17 protein-coding genes are annotated in these 16,792 nt (G+C 63.3%); 9 read left to right on the top strand and 8 right to left on the bottom strand.

All coding sequences use genetic code 11. The annotated features are described in order from the left end of the window. Positions 1–21 precede the first annotated feature (21 nt). From EM6_RS17330 to EM6_RS06410, 6 genes are all read left to right on the top strand, one after another. Positions 22–255, top strand: a complete 234-nt coding sequence (locus EM6_RS17330; protein WP_172961147.1) for a hypothetical protein — start codon at positions 22–24, stop codon at positions 253–255. A 13-nt stretch (positions 256–268) separates the two neighbouring features. After that, on the top strand, positions 269–1,216 hold the full coding sequence (locus tag EM6_RS06430) for a Gfo/Idh/MocA family protein (protein ID WP_126421160.1): 948 nt from the start codon (positions 269–271) through the stop codon (positions 1,214–1,216). 123 nt (positions 1,217–1,339) lie between these two features. Further along, entirely contained in the window at positions 1,340–3,046 is a 1,707-nt protein-coding gene (locus EM6_RS06425; protein WP_126421158.1) for an alkaline phosphatase D family protein, read from the top strand. Positions 3,047–3,253: 207 nt separating this feature from the next. Beyond that, complete coding sequence (locus tag EM6_RS06420) at positions 3,254–3,775, top strand: DUF1993 domain-containing protein (RefSeq protein ID WP_126421156.1); 522 nt, start codon at positions 3,254–3,256, stop codon at positions 3,773–3,775. A 62-nt stretch (positions 3,776–3,837) separates the two neighbouring features. Beyond that, positions 3,838–4,626, top strand: a complete 789-nt coding sequence (locus EM6_RS06415) for a tetratricopeptide repeat protein (RefSeq protein ID WP_126421154.1) — start codon at positions 3,838–3,840, stop codon at positions 4,624–4,626. A 116-nt stretch (positions 4,627–4,742) separates the two neighbouring features. Next, positions 4,743–5,369, top strand: a complete 627-nt coding sequence (locus EM6_RS06410; RefSeq protein WP_126421152.1) for a glutathione binding-like protein — start codon at positions 4,743–4,745, stop codon at positions 5,367–5,369. Between the two features lie 28 nt (positions 5,370–5,397). On the opposite strand, the gene EM6_RS06405 is transcribed toward EM6_RS06410, so the two are convergent. Genes EM6_RS06405 through EM6_RS06390 form a run of 4 tightly spaced genes read right to left on the bottom strand, consistent with a single transcriptional unit; the run spans position 5,398 to position 7,871 of the window. Further along, the gene (locus tag EM6_RS06405) at positions 5,398–5,802 is read right to left on the bottom strand and encodes a hypothetical protein (RefSeq protein ID WP_126421150.1); all 405 of its coding nucleotides are present in this window, start codon (positions 5,800–5,802) and stop codon (positions 5,398–5,400) included. Positions 5,803–5,845: 43 nt separating this feature from the next. After that, positions 5,846–6,322, bottom strand: a complete 477-nt coding sequence (gene ybaK / locus EM6_RS06400) for a Cys-tRNA(Pro) deacylase (protein WP_126421148.1) — start codon at positions 6,320–6,322, stop codon at positions 5,846–5,848. Between the two features lie 9 nt (positions 6,323–6,331). Then, positions 6,332–7,369 (bottom strand): threonine aldolase family protein, encoded by a 1,038-nt coding sequence (locus tag EM6_RS06395; RefSeq protein ID WP_126421146.1) that lies wholly within the window; start codon positions 7,367–7,369, stop codon positions 6,332–6,334. Between the two features lie 49 nt (positions 7,370–7,418). Further along, positions 7,419–7,871, bottom strand: coding sequence for a DUF4442 domain-containing protein (locus EM6_RS06390; protein WP_126421144.1), 453 nt, complete (start codon positions 7,869–7,871; stop codon positions 7,419–7,421). Positions 7,872–7,953: 82 nt separating this feature from the next. Between EM6_RS06390 and EM6_RS06385 the strand changes: the two genes are divergently transcribed. Beyond that, entirely contained in the window at positions 7,954–8,844 is an 891-nt protein-coding gene (locus EM6_RS06385; protein ID WP_126421142.1) for a 2-dehydropantoate 2-reductase, read from the top strand. Between the two features lie 30 nt (positions 8,845–8,874). Continuing rightward, positions 8,875–9,855, top strand: a complete 981-nt coding sequence (locus tag EM6_RS06380; RefSeq protein WP_126421140.1) for a bile acid:sodium symporter family protein — start codon at positions 8,875–8,877, stop codon at positions 9,853–9,855. Between the two features lie 122 nt (positions 9,856–9,977). On the opposite strand, the gene dgcA is transcribed toward EM6_RS06380, so the two are convergent. The 3 genes from dgcA to EM6_RS06365 form a co-directional block, all read right to left on the bottom strand. After that, entirely contained in the window at positions 9,978–10,937 is a 960-nt protein-coding gene (gene dgcA / locus EM6_RS06375) for an N-acetyl-D-Glu racemase DgcA (protein WP_126421138.1), read from the bottom strand. Beyond that, positions 10,937–13,582, bottom strand: a complete 2,646-nt coding sequence (locus EM6_RS06370) for a tipN (RefSeq protein ID WP_232037007.1) — start codon at positions 13,580–13,582, stop codon at positions 10,937–10,939. Before EM6_RS06370 ends, dgcA begins: the two co-directional genes overlap by 1 nt. Before the next feature lie 299 nt (positions 13,583–13,881). Then, on the bottom strand, positions 13,882–14,532 hold the full coding sequence (locus EM6_RS06365) for a hypothetical protein (RefSeq protein WP_126421134.1): 651 nt from the start codon (positions 14,530–14,532) through the stop codon (positions 13,882–13,884). Between the two features lie 310 nt (positions 14,533–14,842). Between EM6_RS06365 and EM6_RS06360 the strand changes: the two genes are divergently transcribed. Continuing rightward, positions 14,843–16,255, top strand: coding sequence for a hypothetical protein (locus tag EM6_RS06360; RefSeq protein WP_126421132.1), 1,413 nt, complete (start codon positions 14,843–14,845; stop codon positions 16,253–16,255). Here the strand turns inward: EM6_RS06360 and EM6_RS06355 are convergent. Beyond that, positions 16,252–16,782 carry a hypothetical protein gene (locus EM6_RS06355; RefSeq protein WP_126421130.1) on the bottom strand — a complete coding sequence of 177 codons (531 nt, stop codon included), beginning with the start codon at positions 16,780–16,782 and terminating at the stop codon, positions 16,252–16,254. The two genes, EM6_RS06360 and EM6_RS06355, sit on opposite strands and share 4 nt — an antisense overlap. Positions 16,783–16,792 lie beyond the last annotated feature (10 nt).

The raw sequence follows: 16,792 nt of genomic DNA, 5'->3' as shown, positions 1-16,792 counted from the left end.
TCTTTCCCATTATGCCCGGTCATGGCTGCCGAGCGTCTTGCGCGCAAGGCACCACATATGAAGTTGATTGTCAAATATGAAATGCTGCGCATCGCAATGTGCGAAAAGGCGAGGGCCTTTGACAGATCAGACAGGCGTGATATGGGCGTTGTCAGCAATTGTCCGGGTAATGGCTTAAATTATCATATAAATATTGCCGAAAGCGTTTCGGCCATGATAACGAAGCCGCTCAAGGTTAAGTCAGCCCAAAGTTAAGCAGGAAGCGTCCATGTTCGGGAAAAAAAAGGTCAAGCCGCTGAAGATCGGTCTGGTGGGGCTGGGCAAGATCGCCGTCGACCAGCACATACCGTCGATCCGCGCCAACCCGGCGCTGGAGTTGGTGGCCGGGTGTTCGCCCAATGCCCGTCCGGAGGGCGTCACCGCCTACGATTCGCTGGAAGAAATGCTGGCGGCCCACCCGGAAATCGAGGCCGTGGCCATCTGCACGCCGCCGCAAATCCGGCATAAGATAGCCAGGCAGGTCATCGCGGCGGGCAAGCACGTCTTCCTTGAAAAACCCCCTGCGGCGACTTTGGGCGAGGCTGAGGCCATTGCCGATCTGGCGCGCGCCAAGGGCGTGACCGTGCTGGCCAGTTGGCATTCGCGCTATGCGCCGGCGGTGGAAACGACCCGCCAATGGATCGCCGGGCGCAAGATCAAATCCATCCATGTCGTGTGGAAGGAAAATGTGCGTCAGTGGCATCCGGGTCAAAAGTGGATATTCGAGGCCGGCGGGATGGGCGTCTTCGATCCGGGCATCAATTCCCTGTCTATCCTGACGCGCATCGTGCCGGAAAAGGTCATCGTCAAAAAGGCCGACCTGCACATTCCGGTCAATTGCGAAGCCCCGATTCAGGTCGAGATGGACATGGCGACCGAAAGCGGCGTCGCCATCCGCGCCGATTACGACTTCCTGCAAACCGGCATTCAGACCTGGTCTATCTTCGTTGAGTCCGAAAAGGGCGAAAAGCTGGAACTGAGCATGGGCGGCACGGGCCTGGCCATCGACGGCAAGGAGATCATGAAGGAAAAGGAAGCCGAATATCCCGGCCTCTATGCCCACTTTGAAAAGCTGGTCCGCGCGGGTCAGTCGGACGCCGACTTCTCGCCGCTGCGCATCGTCGCCGACGCCATGCTGCTGGGCAAGCGCATCGACGCCCCGGAATATATTGAGTAGACACACCTCTTCCTGCGCACCCCTGTGCATAAGTCTGTGAACAAAACTGTCACGCAGGCGCAATAACCCTGTCACCGAAGCGGCTTATGGCCGGTCGTGAACGCACGGCAGGGGACGGCACAGATGAGCGCGACGTATAAGGTAAGCCGCCGCAAGGCGCTGATGGCCTTCGGTCTGATGGGGGCGGCTCCGGCCGTATCCGGGTCCGGTCAGGCGCCGATCAAGGGCGCGCACTTTGCACACGGCGTGGCGGCGGGCGACCCGTTGAGCGACCGCCTGATCCTGTGGACGCGGGTGTCAGGTCTTGAGGCTGCCACTGAAGTCGTCTGGCAGATCGCCGAACAGGCCGATTTCAAAACCCTCGTCGGCACCGGTCGCATGGTGACCGACGCCGGGCGTGACTATACGGTCAAGGTCGATGCGGCGGCGCTCAAGCCGGGGCAGACCTATTATTACCGCTTCGTTTGTCAGGGCGTGATCTCACCCATCGGTCAGGCCAAAACCCTGCCGCTGCAGACCGATCGCGTCGTGCTGGCGGTGGCCTCGTGCTCGCTGTTTTCCAACGGCTATTTCAATGCCTATCGCGCCATTGCCGATCTGAAAGAGGTCGATGCCGTCCTGCATCTGGGCGACTATATCTACGAATACGGTGCGGGCCTGAACGACTACGGCATGGGCAATGGCCGCCTGCTGGGCCGGATTCCTGAGCCGCCGCACGAGATTGTCACTCTGGCCGATTACCGCACGCGCCACGCCCAGTACAAGGCCGACGCCGACCTTCAGGCGGCGCACGCCCGCGCCGCGTGGATTTGTGTCTTCGACGACCACGAAATGTGCAACGACCCGTGGATGCACGGGGCCGAGAACCATCAGCCGGATACCGAAGGCGACTTCGATGTGCGCAAGGCCGCGGCACTGAAGGCCTATCGTGAATGGATGCCCATTCGTGACCCGCAACCGGGTATGCTGTCCGAAGCCATCTACCGCTCGTTCCGCTTCGGGCAACTGGCCGAGCTGTTCATGACCGAGACGCGCTTTCTGGCGCGTTCCAAACAACTCGACTACCAGACCGATCTCAAGCGCGATTCGGCGGGCAAGGCCGATTACGCCGCCTTTCGTGCCGAACTGAATGCACCGTCGCGCGAACTGCTGGGGGCCACGCAGCGTCAGTGGCTTCAGACGGGCCTGAAGGCCTCGGTGGCCGATGGCGTGCGTTGGCAGGTGCTTGGCAATCAGGTGGTGATGGCCAAGGTCAAGGGCCCGGACCTCAAGGCGCTGTATGGCGAGGAACGCATCACTGGTATGTTGAAGATGCTGCCGCCCAATGTGGCCGGCGTCATTGGGCCGATGATCGACCTGTTCAGCCAGACAGAAGACCCGCTGCCGCTCAATCTCGACGCCTGGGACGGTTATCCGGCCGAGCGCGAGCGCCTCTATGGCCTGATCCGCGAGGCCAGGGCGCGCGCCGTCGTGCTGTCGGGCGACAGCCATCAGGCCTGGGCCAACGAACTGCACGACGCCAAGGGCGAGCGCGTGGCGGTGGAACTGGGCGTTACGGCGATTTCGAGCCCGACCGTGTGGTTCGATCATCTGCTGCCCAATTTCAGCCTCGCCAAGGTGCTGGCGGATCAGAACGACGAAGTGCTGGCCGCCTCGACCGACCGCAACGGCTTTGTGCGCCTGACCCTGACGCCGGAAACGGCGACGGGCGAGTGGGTGTCGGTTTCGACCATCACCGCGCGCGACTATCAGGTTACGGTCGATGGCACCTTCGCCGCTCAGGCCGAGGCCGATCGTGTGGGACCGCTGAAGGTGATTTCTGTCGCCTGATACCAAGGTCATTGAAAATGACCCTTGGTATTCCATTCGAGACTGTCTCATGTCGCGGATACATATGAAACAGTCTCGTGTCTTCAACGGCCGGATGCGGTCAGCATCTTCGGCCGTTGGTATTAATGCGAGCTTCGGCCTTGACTGTCGCCGCTCCCTGCCCATCTGGGGTGAAGTGCCGCACCGGGCACCTATAAGAGACTGTCCATGACCCAGATACCGCCTGTTTCGATCTATTCGATGACCGTGCCTGTTCTCATCAACGCGATGAAGAACCTGACCCATATCCTCAGCAAGGCCGAAGCCTTTGCCGAAGCGAAAAAGATCGACCCGTCGGTGGTCATCGAAGCGCGTCTGGCGCTTGACATGCACCCGCTGCGCCGTCAGATCCAGTCGGTCTCGGATACGGCCAAGGGGGCTGTGGCGCGCCTGACCGGCACGGAGATCCCCTCCATGGCCGACACGGAGACGAGCTTTGCCGAGTTGAAAGACCGTCTGGCAAAGACCATTGCCTATATCGAATCCGTCGATCCAGCCCTGTTCGATGGCGCCGAAAGCCGCGATGTGGTGCTGAAACTACCGGGCCGCGAAATCCCCTTTACGGGCTACAGCTATGTGGTTGGGTTTGTCCTTCCCAACCTGTTCTTCCACGTGACGACCGCCTACGCCATCCTGCGCCATTATGGCGTCGAACTGGGCAAGACGGACTATCTGCGCGGCGGGTTGTAAGCGCTCTTGCCACCCTGCAGGGATGAGTTTAGCCTCCTGTTTTAACAACGGGGGGCTTTTTCATGCTGTTTCGAACCACACTTCTCGCTTTAGGTGCGGCACTGGCTTTTTCCGGCAGCGCGTTGGCGCAGGACGCAACCACCGACGCCGATAAACCAGAGCTGGATGTAGTGGCGTGCCAGTCGCGGGACAAGGCCGCCGAGGCGAAGGCGCAGGCCGTCGCGCAAGCCTTTTCCGCGGCCTTTCAGTCGGCTGACCGGGCAAAAGTCCTTGCGCTGGTGCCGGATATGGAAGCTGTCATGGCCACGGCCCCCGCGCCCTATTATCTTGAACGTTGCGATGACCACATCAATGTTTACACCCGCAATATGACCGCGGCCCTGATGGTTGGCGTTATGGCGGCGGGTGGCGATAAAGACGGGAAGACCAAGCTCAATATCAATTTGTCGGGGCCGACGCCCTATGCGACCATTGCGCATGGATTGGGTTGGGTCTACGCGGATCGCAAGGACTATGCGCGGTGCATAGCGATGCTTGAGGACGGTCTCAAGCGTGACCCGTTTGATGAGGTGATGATCGCTGAACACCTGTTCTGTCTGGGGCAGGCGGGACGCAGCGAGGAAACCATTGAAACGGCCGACAAGCATCTGAACAACTTCATGCTGGGCCTGTCAGATATGGGCAAGGCCGCGATATTGCGCCGCAAGGGCTATGCCCTGATCGAACTCAACCGCTGGGACGAGGCCGAGGCGGCGTACAAGGCGTCGCTGAAACTGGACCCGAAAAATCAGATCGCTAAAAATGAGCTGATCTATATCCAGCAAGAGAAGAAGAAGCTGAAAGGCGCTTAAGCCGTGACGATATCAAACGGCTCCAAGGCTGCTCAGTGGGATATGAACCGTAACCTTGACGTTTACGGTTTCATGCCCATGTTTTCGGCATACTCGACCTATTGAGGGAAAAGACCATGATTGTTCTGCACACCTGGACCACGCCCAACGGCTTCAAGGCCTCCATCGCCCTCGAAGAAATGGGCCTGCCGTATAAGGTCAGGCCGGTCAATATCGGCGCTGATGAGCAGTTCCATCCGGACTTTCTGAAAATCTCTCCCAACAACAAGATTCCGGCCATTGTCGATGAAGAGACGGGCATCAGCGTCTTTGAAACCGGCGCTATCCTCGTCTATCTGGCCGAAAAGACGGGTAAATTCCTGCCGACGTCGGGCGAGGCGCGTTACAAGGTGCTGGAATGGCTGAACTGGCAGATGGGCGGGCTGGGGCCGATGTTCGGTCAGCTTGGGCATTTTGCGGTTTTTGCGCCGGAAAAGGTGCCCTATGCGCTGAACCGCTATACCAACGAAGCCAAACGCCTGCTCGGTGTGCTGGAAACGCAGCTCTCGAAGCACGCCTATGTGGCGGGGGATGACTACACCATCGCCGATATGGCCATCTATCCGTGGATCAATACGCTGCGCACCTTCTATCAGCAGGAGGCCCTGCTCGCTGACACGCCGCATATCCGGGCGTGGTTCGATAAGGTCGGCGCGCGTCCGGCGGTGCAAAAGGGCATGACGGTCGGTAAGACGGCGACGTGATCGCCGCCACCCACGCAGGCCAGTCCGTTTAGCCAAGCAGCGCCTTCAACTCGCGGATTTGCCGCTCATATTCCGCCGGATTGAAGGTTTTCAGCCGTGTCAGATCGTCCTTCCAGCGGTCAAGCCGTTGGGAGGCGCTCTCGGCCTTCAGCGCATTTATGCGCTTAACGAGGTCCCTCAACTCCTTATAGGCCTCCTTATCGCGCTGATCGGCGGGCAGGTCGTCGATCAGGCACAGCACCGCCGCGCTCAGCTTACCGATCTGGCGGCCATAGCTTTCCTGTTCGACAATACGTCTTTCGGTGTCGGGCGCTGACGAATTGTTCTCGGTAATGCTGATCAGCGACCAGCCGCGCAATATGTCCTGCGTCAGGGTGTGCGGCGCGAAGCGCCACAATCCGAAGGGATCGAAGAAGGGATTACCGTCCGCCATATGTGCCTCCTGATAGACCACAGGAACACTATCACGGGTTGTGCTATTCCGCCATTACATCCACATATCCGGCATTCAAGACATGCGCAGCCGCATCGGGTGCAATCGACAGCAGCAGGCCTCGCTGACCAGCATTGATATAGATGCGGTCATAAAGCTGCGCCGTCTCGTCTATGGCGGTCGGATGGGTTTTACGCTGGCCGAAGGGGGAGATGCCGCCGACCTTGAAGCCCGTGACCTTTTCGGCCTCGGGCACCTTCATCATCTGCGCCGACTTGCCCTTGAAGTGCGCGGCCAGCTTCTTCATCGACACCTCGCCGTCGGACGGCACGACGACGCAGACACCCTTGCCATCGACCTCGGCCATCAGGGTCTTGAAGGTCTGGGACGGATCGACGCCCAGGGCTTCGGCGGCCTGCAGGCCGACGCGCGGCGCGTCCGGGTCGTAGGCATAGGGGTGGAGATCAAAGGCGATCCCGGCCTTTTGCAGGGCGGCGGTGGCGGCGGTGGTTTTGGACATGTTAAGCTCTCAGCGGCCGGGGAGGTGCGTCTGGCAATCCGTCAGAAACGCCGTGACCTCGTCCTCGGTCGTGGCGAAGCTGCACACCAGCCGATAGACATGCTCCCCCGCCAGAGACCACGGATAGAAGCGGTGCCCGGCGGCCTGCAACGCCTCGGCCAGCGCCGGGGGCAGGGCGACAAACAGGGCATTGGCCGCCTGTGGATAGACCAGAGACACGCCCTCAAGCGCGCTCAGTCCTTCGGCCAGACGCCGCGCCATGCCATTGGCGTGCCACGCCAGTGTCAGCCACAGATCGTCTTCGATCAGGGCCAGCAACTGCGCCGACACGAAGCGCATCTTGGACGGCAACTGCCCCATGCGCTTGTGCCAGTATTCGAAGTCGCGGATCAGGGCGGGGTTCAAAATCACCACCGCTTCGGCCAGGGCCGCGCCCGCCTTGGTGCCGCCAAACGACAGAATATCCACGCCGGTCACGGCCTCGGCCGGCGATACGCCCAAGGCTGCCACACCGTTGGCCAGCCGCGCCCCGTCCATATGGATCAGCAGACCGTGCCGGTCGGCCACGGCCCGCAGGGCGCGCAACTCTTCGACGCTATAGATCGTGCCGATCTCCGTCGATTGGGTCAGGCTGATCACCTTGGGGCGCGCGGCGTGCGGGGCGTGATCCTGCGACAGGGCGACGATGGCCTCAATCCCTTCGGGCGTCAGCTTGCCCAGCACGTCCGGCGCAATCAGGATCTTGGCCCCGGTGAAAAACTCCGGCAGGCCGCATTCGTCGTTCTGGATATGGGCGTCGCGCGTGGCGATTGTCGCTTCAAACGGTCGCATGACAGAGGCCAGCGCCACGCCATTGGTCGCCGATCCGTTGAAGGTCGGGAAGGCCCTCAGGTGCGGGTTGCCAAACACCTCGCGCAGGCGGGCATTGAGGCGCGCCGTGATCTCGTCCGCGCCGTAAGAGGCCGCGTGGCCTGTATTGGCGGCGCTCAGGGCGGTCAGAACGGCGGGGTGCATGGGGGCGGTATTGTCGCTGGCGAACCAGACCATTCGTCACTCTGTTGCAAATTCTGTCCCTCTCTCAAACGAGAGGGAGCGGCTATTTCGGAGGCTTTTTCCTCACATACAGCGTCTTGTGCACGCGCGCCACCACCACGCCGGCGTCGTCCACCACATCGACCTCAAATTCCGGCTCCAGCTTGGACTGGCGGTCGGCCTCTGTGCGGAGGCGCGCGATCTCTTCAGGCGGAATGCGGAAAATGGCCGTTACCCGCCCTCGGCCGGGTTTGAGGAAGTCGATGCGCGCCGCCTTGTCCCAGACTATGTAACCGCGCCCCAGATGCGTCATCAGGATGGCCATAAAGAACGGGTCGCACATCATGTACAGCGAGCCGCCGAACTGCGTGCCGACCACATTGCGGTTCCACCAGCGCAGCTTCATCTGCACCTCGATCTCGGTGAAATCGGCATCGGTGCGCACGACGCGGATGCCCGCCCCGATAAATGGCGGATAGTAGTTGATCAGCTTGAAACGTTTGGCAAAGTCGGTCATCACACACCCCGCAGAAGAGGTTTACGTTATCGTCAAAACGCACGACGCGATAGAATCACCTTGGGGAAGGAAACGTAATAAAATGGCGAACATTGTCATCATCGGGCCCGGCGCGGTCGGTCTGAGCGTCGGGGCGGCCCTGATCGACGCGGGCCATCAGGTGGTGTTTGCCGCCCGGCAGGCCTTCGCGCAGCTCAAAGTAGCCAATGCCGGTGAGATGGCGCCGCGCCGCCGGGTGTCGGTGGTCACCGTGCCGGAAGCGCTCACGCCCGCCGATTGGGTGCTGCTGTGCGTCAAGGCGCATCAGGTCGAAGGGGCAAAGGCGTGGCTCGATGCTACGGTCGGACCTCACACCCGTGTCGCTATCCTGCAAAACGGCGTCGAGCACCGTGAGCGGGTCACGCCGGTGGTTCCGGCGGGGACGGTGCTGGTGCCGGTGGTGGTCGATATTCCGGCAGGACGCTCTGCGCCGGGCGTGGCCGAGTGGCGGGGCCGGGCAGGCGTGCTCACGGCTGATACACCGGAAGGTCAGGACTTCTGCGCGCTGTTTACGGGCAGCTTTGTCACGGCACGTCCGACGCCGGATTATGTGAGCGAAAACTGGAAAAAGCTGTGTGTCAACGCGCCGGGCGGGGCCATACTGGCGCTGACGGGACAAACCATGCAGGTCTTCCATCAGCCGGGTATCGCCGCGATTGCGCGCGCCATTCTGAGCGAATGCGTGGCCGTGGGGCGGGCCGAAGGGGCGGACCTGCCCGACGATCTGATTGACACACAGATGGCGCGGTTTATGGCCGCCACGCCCGACGACACCAATTCGATGTATGATGACCGCGCCGCCGGACGCGAAACCGAATGGGACGCCCGCAACGCCGTCATCGCGCGCAAAGGGCGTCTGCACGGCATCCCGACACCGGTCAGTGATCTGATCGTGCCTCTGTTGGCGGCGCAAAAGGTGGGCGTGCCGGGTTGATTATCGGCCCAAAGACGCCGACAAGGGGGCATGACCGATGCTCCCGCCTTTACGCTGCGTAACCTGATCAAGACCTTCGACCCCTACATCCTGGCCCTGCTGGGCATGGTGGGGCTGGCCTCCGTCCTGCCGGTGCGGGGCGACAGTGCTGTGGTCGCCGGCTGGGTCAAGGACGCGGCCATCGTGCTGCTGTTCTTCCTGCATGGGGCCAAGCTGTCACGCGAAGCCATTTTCGCCGGGCTGATGGCGTGGAAGGTGCATCTGGTGGTGTTCCTGACCACCTTTGCCGTGTTTCCGCTGTTGGGGCTGGGCATACAGACGGTACTGAAACCGCTGATGGACCCGATGATCCTGTCGGGCGTGCTATTCCTCTGCCTGCTGCCTTCGACCGTGCAGTCGTCCATCGCCTTCACGGCCATAGCGGGCGGCAATGTCGCCGCGGCGGTGTGCAGCGCCTCCTTGTCCAATATTCTGGGGATTGTCATTACGCCGCTGCTGGTTGCGGTGTTGATGAAGACGACGGGCGGCGGCGTGTCGCTCGATTCGATCATCGACATCGCCCTGCAACTGCTGCTGCCCTTTGTGGTCGGGCACCTGATGCGGCCGTGGCTGAAGGGCTATCTCGACCGGCACAAGACGCTGGTCGGGCGCGTCGATCGCGGGTCGATCCTGCTGGTCGTCTATACGGCCTTTTCGGCCTCGGTGGTCGAAGGCCTGTGGTCGAAGGTGGGCCTGAGCGATCTGGGCCTGATCTTCGTCATCGGGGCCGGGCTTCTGGCGCTGGTCATGGGCGGCACCTGGTGGGTTTCCGGACGTATGGGCCTCAGCCACGAAGACCGCGTGGTGGTGCTGTTCTGTGGCTCGAAGAAGTCTCTGGCCTCAGGCGTGCCGATGGCGGGGACGCTGTTTCCGGCCGCGGTGCTGGGGCCGGTTCTGTTGCCGGTGATGCTGTTCCATCAGTTGCAACTGATCGTCTGCGCGTTTCTGGCTCCGCGCCTGAAAAAGGGCTGATCAGAGCGCTTTCCGAAAAGTGGGGCGCACTTTTCGGATAAAAAAGCGCGTTAAACCAAAAATGTAGAGCGTGATTTGGCTTCGCCGAATTTCGTTTCGATTCAATTTGAACGAAATCCGCTCTACCCCCACAGGGCCGGTTCGGGCGGTTCCAGCATCGAACCGGTGACTTTCAGCCCGTGCTCACGGTCTTTGGCCAGCAGCAGCGGCCCGTCGAGATCGACAAAGTCGGCCCCCTGCGCCACGATCATGGCCGGAGCCATGCTCAGCGAGGTGGCGACCATGCAGCCGACCATGATCCTCAGCCCCTTGGCCTGCGCCGCCTGTTTCAGGGCCAGAGCCTCGGTCAGGCCACCGGTCTTGTCGAGTTTAATGTTCACCGCATCATAGAGGCGCGCGCAGCGCTCCAGTTCGGCGCGCGTATGCAGGCTTTCGTCGGCGCACAGCGGCACGGGGCATTTATAACCTTCCAGTGCGTCGTCTTCGCCCGCCTTCAGCGGCTGTTCGATCAGCACGACGCCGAGGCGTTGCAGTTCGGGCGCCAGCGCCTTGAGGCTATCGAGCGTCAGGCCTTCATTCGCATCGACGATCAGGCGTGTCTTGGGCGCATTGCGTCGCACGGCTTCCACGCGCGACAGATCGTCCGGCCCGCCGATCTTCAGTTTGAGCAGCGGGCGGCGGGCATTGGCGGCGGCCTGCGCCCCCATGGCTTCGGGCGTATCGAGGCTGAGCGTATAGGCGGTCTTCAGCGGACTGAAACTACGCAAACCCGCCGCCTTCCACGCGGGAACCCCTGACGCCTTGGCGCGCAAATCCCACAGGGCGCAATCGAGCGCATTGGCGGCAGCCCCCGTCAGGTCGGGTATTTGCCCCGCTTCGATGTCGGCGCGTGCGGCGTCAAGCGCGGCCAGCGCGCCTTCGACCGTTTCGCCATAGCGGGCATAGGGGACCGCTTCACCGTGGCCCCTGTGCGTGCCGTCCGTCACCTCGACATAGATGACATGCGCCTCGGTCTTGGAGCCGCGCGCAATGGTGAAACGCCCGGCAATGGGCCAGGCTTCGGAGCGACAGGTCAGGTGCATCAGATCAGGTCGCTGATGGCGGCGTCGAACAGCAGATAGGTGCGCCCCGTCGGGGTGGCCAGTATCTCTGTCAGGGCACCGCGTGGATCACGGGTCAACAGGGCGATATTGAGCTGCCGGTCGTAGAAGGTGACGAATTCCTGCGCCTGATCGCGCAGATTGGCGTCGGTGGTCAGGCGGCGGCTGAGGCGGCGGATGGCCGCCGGCGCAATGCGACGCAGGACCAGACGCGCGCCTTCGTTATCGTCGGCGACGATGGCGGCGATGATTTCTTCGAGGCGCGAACGGTTGAGCAGGGCCTGCGCATCGACGCCCATCGAGGCGACTTCGGCAATCATCAGGTCATCGAGAGTGTCCGGGCCGCCGGGCTCCACGGGGGCGGGGGCGGGCTCAGCGCGCGGCTGCGTGGCACGCGGGGGGGCTTCGCGGCCATCCATGCCGTTCAGTAGGTCACGCCACGACAGGCCACTGGGGGAGCGCGACGCCGACGGGGTGGCAGAGATCGGGCGCGGCGTATCGAGCGGCGCTTCCAGCGGGTCGAGCGCACGGCGCGGACGTTCAGGACGCGCGGGCGTGCGCGGTTCTGGCGTCGCGGCGCGCGGGCTTGCGCTGTCGCGCGGGCGCTCAAAACGCTCCACATAGGGGTTGGGGGCGGGCGGTGCGGTCGGCAGGGGCTGGGACGAAATGACCCCCATCAGGCGCACGGCCTCGGTCAGCATGTCGTAATTGCGTTTAACGCGCTCCTGAAACGCCTGATCGACGCTTTCGGTTTCCAGCGCCGCCTTGCGCGCCGCCTCGGTCATGGCCAGCAGGCCGTCTTCGACCGCGCGGCGGATTTCCTCCAGCCGCGACTTGGCCTGTAGCGGCAGTTCGTCGGCGCGCGCATTGAGGTCGCTCAGCGCCATCTCCACCTGCTTGATGCCATCACGCGCGTGACCAAAGGCGTTGTCGAGACGATCCGCGGCGGTCAGGCCGGCTTCGTCGATCAGCGTCGCAGAATCCTCGATCAGGCGACGCGCGGAATTGAAGCGCGCATCAAACGCCTCATCGGCCTTCTTGCCCGCTTCGAACAGCGACTCGTTGAGGCGATCGACGCGCACCTGCGCCGTCTGGGCGGCATCGGCGGCCGCGCGGCGGGCGTCTTCGGCGGCGATATTCAGTTGCTCCAGCGCACGGCGCGTCTCGTTGATCAGCTCATCGCGTGCATCGGCGGCCATGACCGAGATGTTGGACAGGGTCGAATGGATGCGCGTTTCAAAGGCCGTGCGCTCGTTTTCGGCGCCGTTGAGCACCTGACGGAACTGTTCCTGCGCGTGCAGCACCAGATCGCGCAGAATATCGACACCGCGCGACGAGCTTTCGCCCAGTTCGATAGTGGCGTTGCGCGTCACGCTGAGCGCTTCGGACAGTTGTGCGCGCTGGTTTTCCAGATGGACGGCGAAGTCTTCCTGATCGGCGCGCAGCGACAGGGCGGCGGAGACCAGCCCGGCGCGCTGCTGCCCCAGGCCTTCCTCGACGCTGCGGATCTGATCGGCGACGCCGGCCCCGGCGGTTTCCAGACGCAGGGTCTGACGATCCAGGTCTTCGGCGACGGTGCGCGCCGTATTGTGCGTATCGGCGGCCACGGTGGCAAGGTCAGCCGCGCGCGCCGCCAGTGCGGCCTCGGCTTCGCGCAACTGCGTCTGAGCCAGATCGGAGGCATCGGCGACCATACGGGCCTGACGGTCCACGGCGTCGATAACGCCGCGCGCCTGTTCATCGAGTTGCACGCCCATATCCATCGCCGCCTGCCGCTCAAGCGACAGGGCCCCGGTGATGGTCTGCGTTGATTGGCGCGCCTGTTCGGCAGCGGCCAGCATGGACTCGGTTTCAACCTTCATGCGCAGGCTGAGTTCATTGAGGTCGTTGTGCGCCACGCGCACGGCGCGCACCGCCTGTTCGACCTGCTGACGCAGCGATTCGACGAGAGCGGTCGTCTGGGTGGCGGCAATGGCGGCGGGGGCAACCATGGCGTCGGCCAGCGCGGCGGTGCGGCGGGCTTCGCGCGACAGGGCGGCGGCATGGCGCAGCGCAAAGGCCGTGGCGACGATCAGACCGATGGGGAACAGGGCCAGCGCCCCCAGAATTACCACGCGGAACGGCTGAAGCGTGAAGGCGGCGATCTGGGTTTCGGCCCCCAGAATAAAGGCCGTCAGGCACAGGGCCCAACCCAGACTGATTACCGTCACCCCGCCCCAGAAAGGCACGGGTGAGCCGCCCGAAAGCTGCATGATACCGTCGGGCTTGACTTCGACGGGGCTGACCGGCGCGGTGGCGGGCTCGGCCTTGCGGTGCGAGGTGAGGGCGGACGGCGTCTCAGTATGGGTTGGCGGCGGCAGGGGCGCGTGCTGCGGAGTGTCCATCGCCTCGGTGGGCGGCGGTGCCGGTTGCGGCTCTGAGACCGCATGGAAATCCAGTGGCCGGTCGAGCAGGTCATCCACCGGCGCGGGCTCGACCTCAAGCGGGGTTTCTGCGGTTTCGGGCACGACGTCATGCGTCGCTTCGCTGTCTGTGCGGGCATCGCTCAGGTGCGCGGTCGACGGGATGTCGAGATCGTCCGTATCTGCACTCAGGTTCGCCGTCTCGACATTCATTGCCTCTGGCATTGCCTCAGGCATTGCCTCTGGGGCCGTATCGTCGGCGGGCGTATCGTCCTCAAATAGCGGGCGCAGTCTGGATTTACGCCCCCGCGTCTCGGAAGACGAGAGGTTCAGAGGGGGACGAATGCGAGATTTCATAGAATACTGTCCTGCGCCAGGGTCTTTACCACCGGAAAGCCGGGTTCTCCCGTGAGGCGAACGCTAGCCGCAGATCATTGATAACGCAAATGGTTTAGCGGGGTAGAGGCGAGGATGTTTACCATAGGCTGCCACCCGTCCGCTCCGGCGGCGACGCCCCTGTCGGCCTATTGGGCGACGATCGTGCGAATCTGACCCGTGGCGGGGACCCCATGCGAGTCCGGGCAGGGACCGCTCAGCGCGTCTTCCTGTGCCTTGCGTGCGGCGCGTGAGGCTTTTACGGCCTCGATCAGCAGTTTTGCATCTTCGCCGCGCACGGCGATTTCCAGTGCGCCCGCCCGCAGGCTCTTTTCCACGTCACGCGCGATATTGGCCTGATCCTCGGCGCTCAGTTCGGCAACGTGCAGTCTCAGGGCCGGAACCGCTGGCAGAGGCGGCAGGGCCAGGGCGGGCGGAGCCGGGGGCGCAGGGGCCGCCTCCGGCGGCAGCACGGTTTGGGCTTCGGAGCGCACGGCCTTCACCCGCACGACGGGTGCACTCACCGCTGCCGCATCGCGTTTGGGCTCAGACTTTACGGGTTCGCTTTTGACGGCCACGGTCCGAGGGGCGGCCTCCTGCGCCGGGGCCGGCTGGCTGAGCGGGGTGGTTTCGCTGACGGGTGTGACCGGTGCGCTCGGCGTGGCCGCCGGCACGGCTTGTTTCTGGGTGACGGGCGCAGGTTTCGGCTGTTCCGGCGCCGCACCGGCACCGAAATGCAGGAAGGCCGCGGAAACAAGGGCCGCAATAAAGCCGATGATGATGTCAAACAGCGCCGACATGTGAGATGTGCGTCCAGAAAGTCCCCACCGGTCTGCCCCGGCCAGCCTTACGCCACTTTGAAATCGAAAGTCTGAGGACAGGCAAAGCCCATGCCTCGTGCCTTAAATCATCACAAATATGCCGCAAATCGTTGACGACTGCAACTAAAAGGTTCTGAGGCAAGGCTTACCACTGAACACGTGGCCGCCCCGCTCGTGTTGTGCCTCATTTGCTGGAAATTATGGCGATTGTTTGCCCTGTGGGTTATGGTAAAGACGCTGTCAGGGACGTGCAGCGAAAATATCACAGATTGCAGAAATGGGGGCGGACATGCGCTTAGGTAAGCCGGGTTTGATCGTGGCCGGTATGGCTCTGGGGGCCATTGTGTGTCCGGACGTGGCGCAGGCACAGATGACGCCGCGTCTGGTGGAGCCGGCGCGAATCGGCACGGTGCATGAGGTTTTGGGCGCGGCCCGCTATGTGGCGACGCCAAAGGCCAACTGCCCCGAAGCCTCGCGATCTTTCGACAATGGCCCCTGTTTTGACGGCGTGGCGGCGACGCTTAAGGCCTCGGGACTTACTCAGGCACGGGTGCTGGGTGTGCGCTATGCAGCAGCCGCGGGCGAAGCCGTGCGCGGTGATTATGGCCGCGATTACAGCCTGTTCGACCTGACCCTGACGCCCGAAGGCCTGCGCTGGCGCGAAGCCGACCTGCCGACCTCGGACGTTTTTGTACCGCGTGACTGCTATGCCCTGCGCGGCGAAGGGGTGTTCTACACGGTCGAAACCCGTGGCGGGCAGACGGTGGCGCAGGAGCGTCAGACCGTGGTCTGCGGCGGCGGCCCGCGTCAGCCGAACGGTCCCTGGCGCGTCGATGGCCCGTCCATCCCGGTCGATCCCCCCGTGGCCGGAGCGCCGGTACGCGCCAGCCGCGACGCCTGGCCGCGCACGGAAACCCTGCGCGCACAAGGCGACTGGCGCTATCTGGCGCAGCCGGACCCGGCCTGCGCCGAAAGCGATGTGGTGCGCAAAACCTACTGCGCGCAGACGGGTATCGCCTATCTGCAAGCCCATGCGGAGGAAAAGGAACTGGACCTCATCGCCTCGAAATATGCGGTGCGTGCCGGCGATGTGTTGAAGGACGAGGCAGTCGAACAACTGGTGCTCAAGCGCGCCAGCAAGGGGTTCAAGGCCGACAAGCGCTGGTTCGAGCGCAGCAAGCTGACCATCCCGTCGGGGTGTTCGGCGACTCAGGCCACGGTCTTCCGTGTGCACGACCGCGACGGTGCGCTTTTTGTCGCCGAAGAGGCCTTGAGCGACTGCGGCGCGCCGCCTGCGCCGACGCCGCGCGACATCTTCGAAGCCTATGGCGAGGCGCGACCGGTGGCCATGGCGCGCAGTTCGTGCCCGGACACGGCACAGCTTCTGCCCGGTATCTGCTTCGAAGAGGTCATCGGCTATATGCGCGCCTTCGACCACAAGGCGCTGGACGTGGTGGTGCTGAAGCGTCAGGTGCGCGACGGTGATCGCGTCTGGCAGGATTACGACACGGCCAAGGTGCGCCTCGCCGATGGCAAATATTCCGCCGAGCGCAAGGGGCAGCAGGTGCTGGGCTATGTTAGCATGAGCCGCTGCGAAGACATGTCCGACCGCCCGGCCGAAGGTCGTGGCTATCGCATCGAATGGCGCGGCCGCTCGCTGATGGCCGTGCCCTATGAGTGGAAGGCCTGTCCGATCTATTAATCCCCGCCGCCGCCGCCATCGCCGCCATCGCTGCTGCTGGACGAGTCGGCAGAGTCGCTGTCGCGGGACGAATCGTGTGCGCCCTTGCCGGAGGACGAAGAGGCGGACGTGTCCGTCGCCGCGACAAAGCCGCCATCGGAGTCCGATCGGCGGGTCCGAGCCGGTGTCGCAGGGTATGCGGACGGCACCAAGGCCAGAGCGATTAGTCCACCGAAAACCAGCCCGTTGGCCCCGATCAGGGCCAGGGTGCTGAGCTGACTTGGTATGGGCAGAAGACCTGCGACCGGTGAGGCAAACAGGGCATAGACGGGCGTGACGACAAGCAGGGCCTGCCACAGCCAGCCTTCGGGCTTACCGGCATCGCGCAAACGGGCGCGGGCGGCAAAGATCACCCCTGCTGCCATCAACAAGGCCTGAACCCAGCCCAGCCACGCGGCGTCGATGTCGGTGAAACGGCGCGCTATATCCGGCGCACTGACCAACGCAACAAGGACAAACAGGAACAGGACAAAGGCAGGGCGACGCATGGGCAGGCTC

Origin of the sequence: Asticcacaulis excentricus, assembly GCF_003966695.1 — a bacterium.
In the GTDB taxonomy this organism is placed as follows: Bacteria; Pseudomonadota; Alphaproteobacteria; order Caulobacterales; family Caulobacteraceae; genus Asticcacaulis; species Asticcacaulis excentricus_A.
This window is presented reverse-complemented; position numbering and strand designations above follow the sequence as displayed.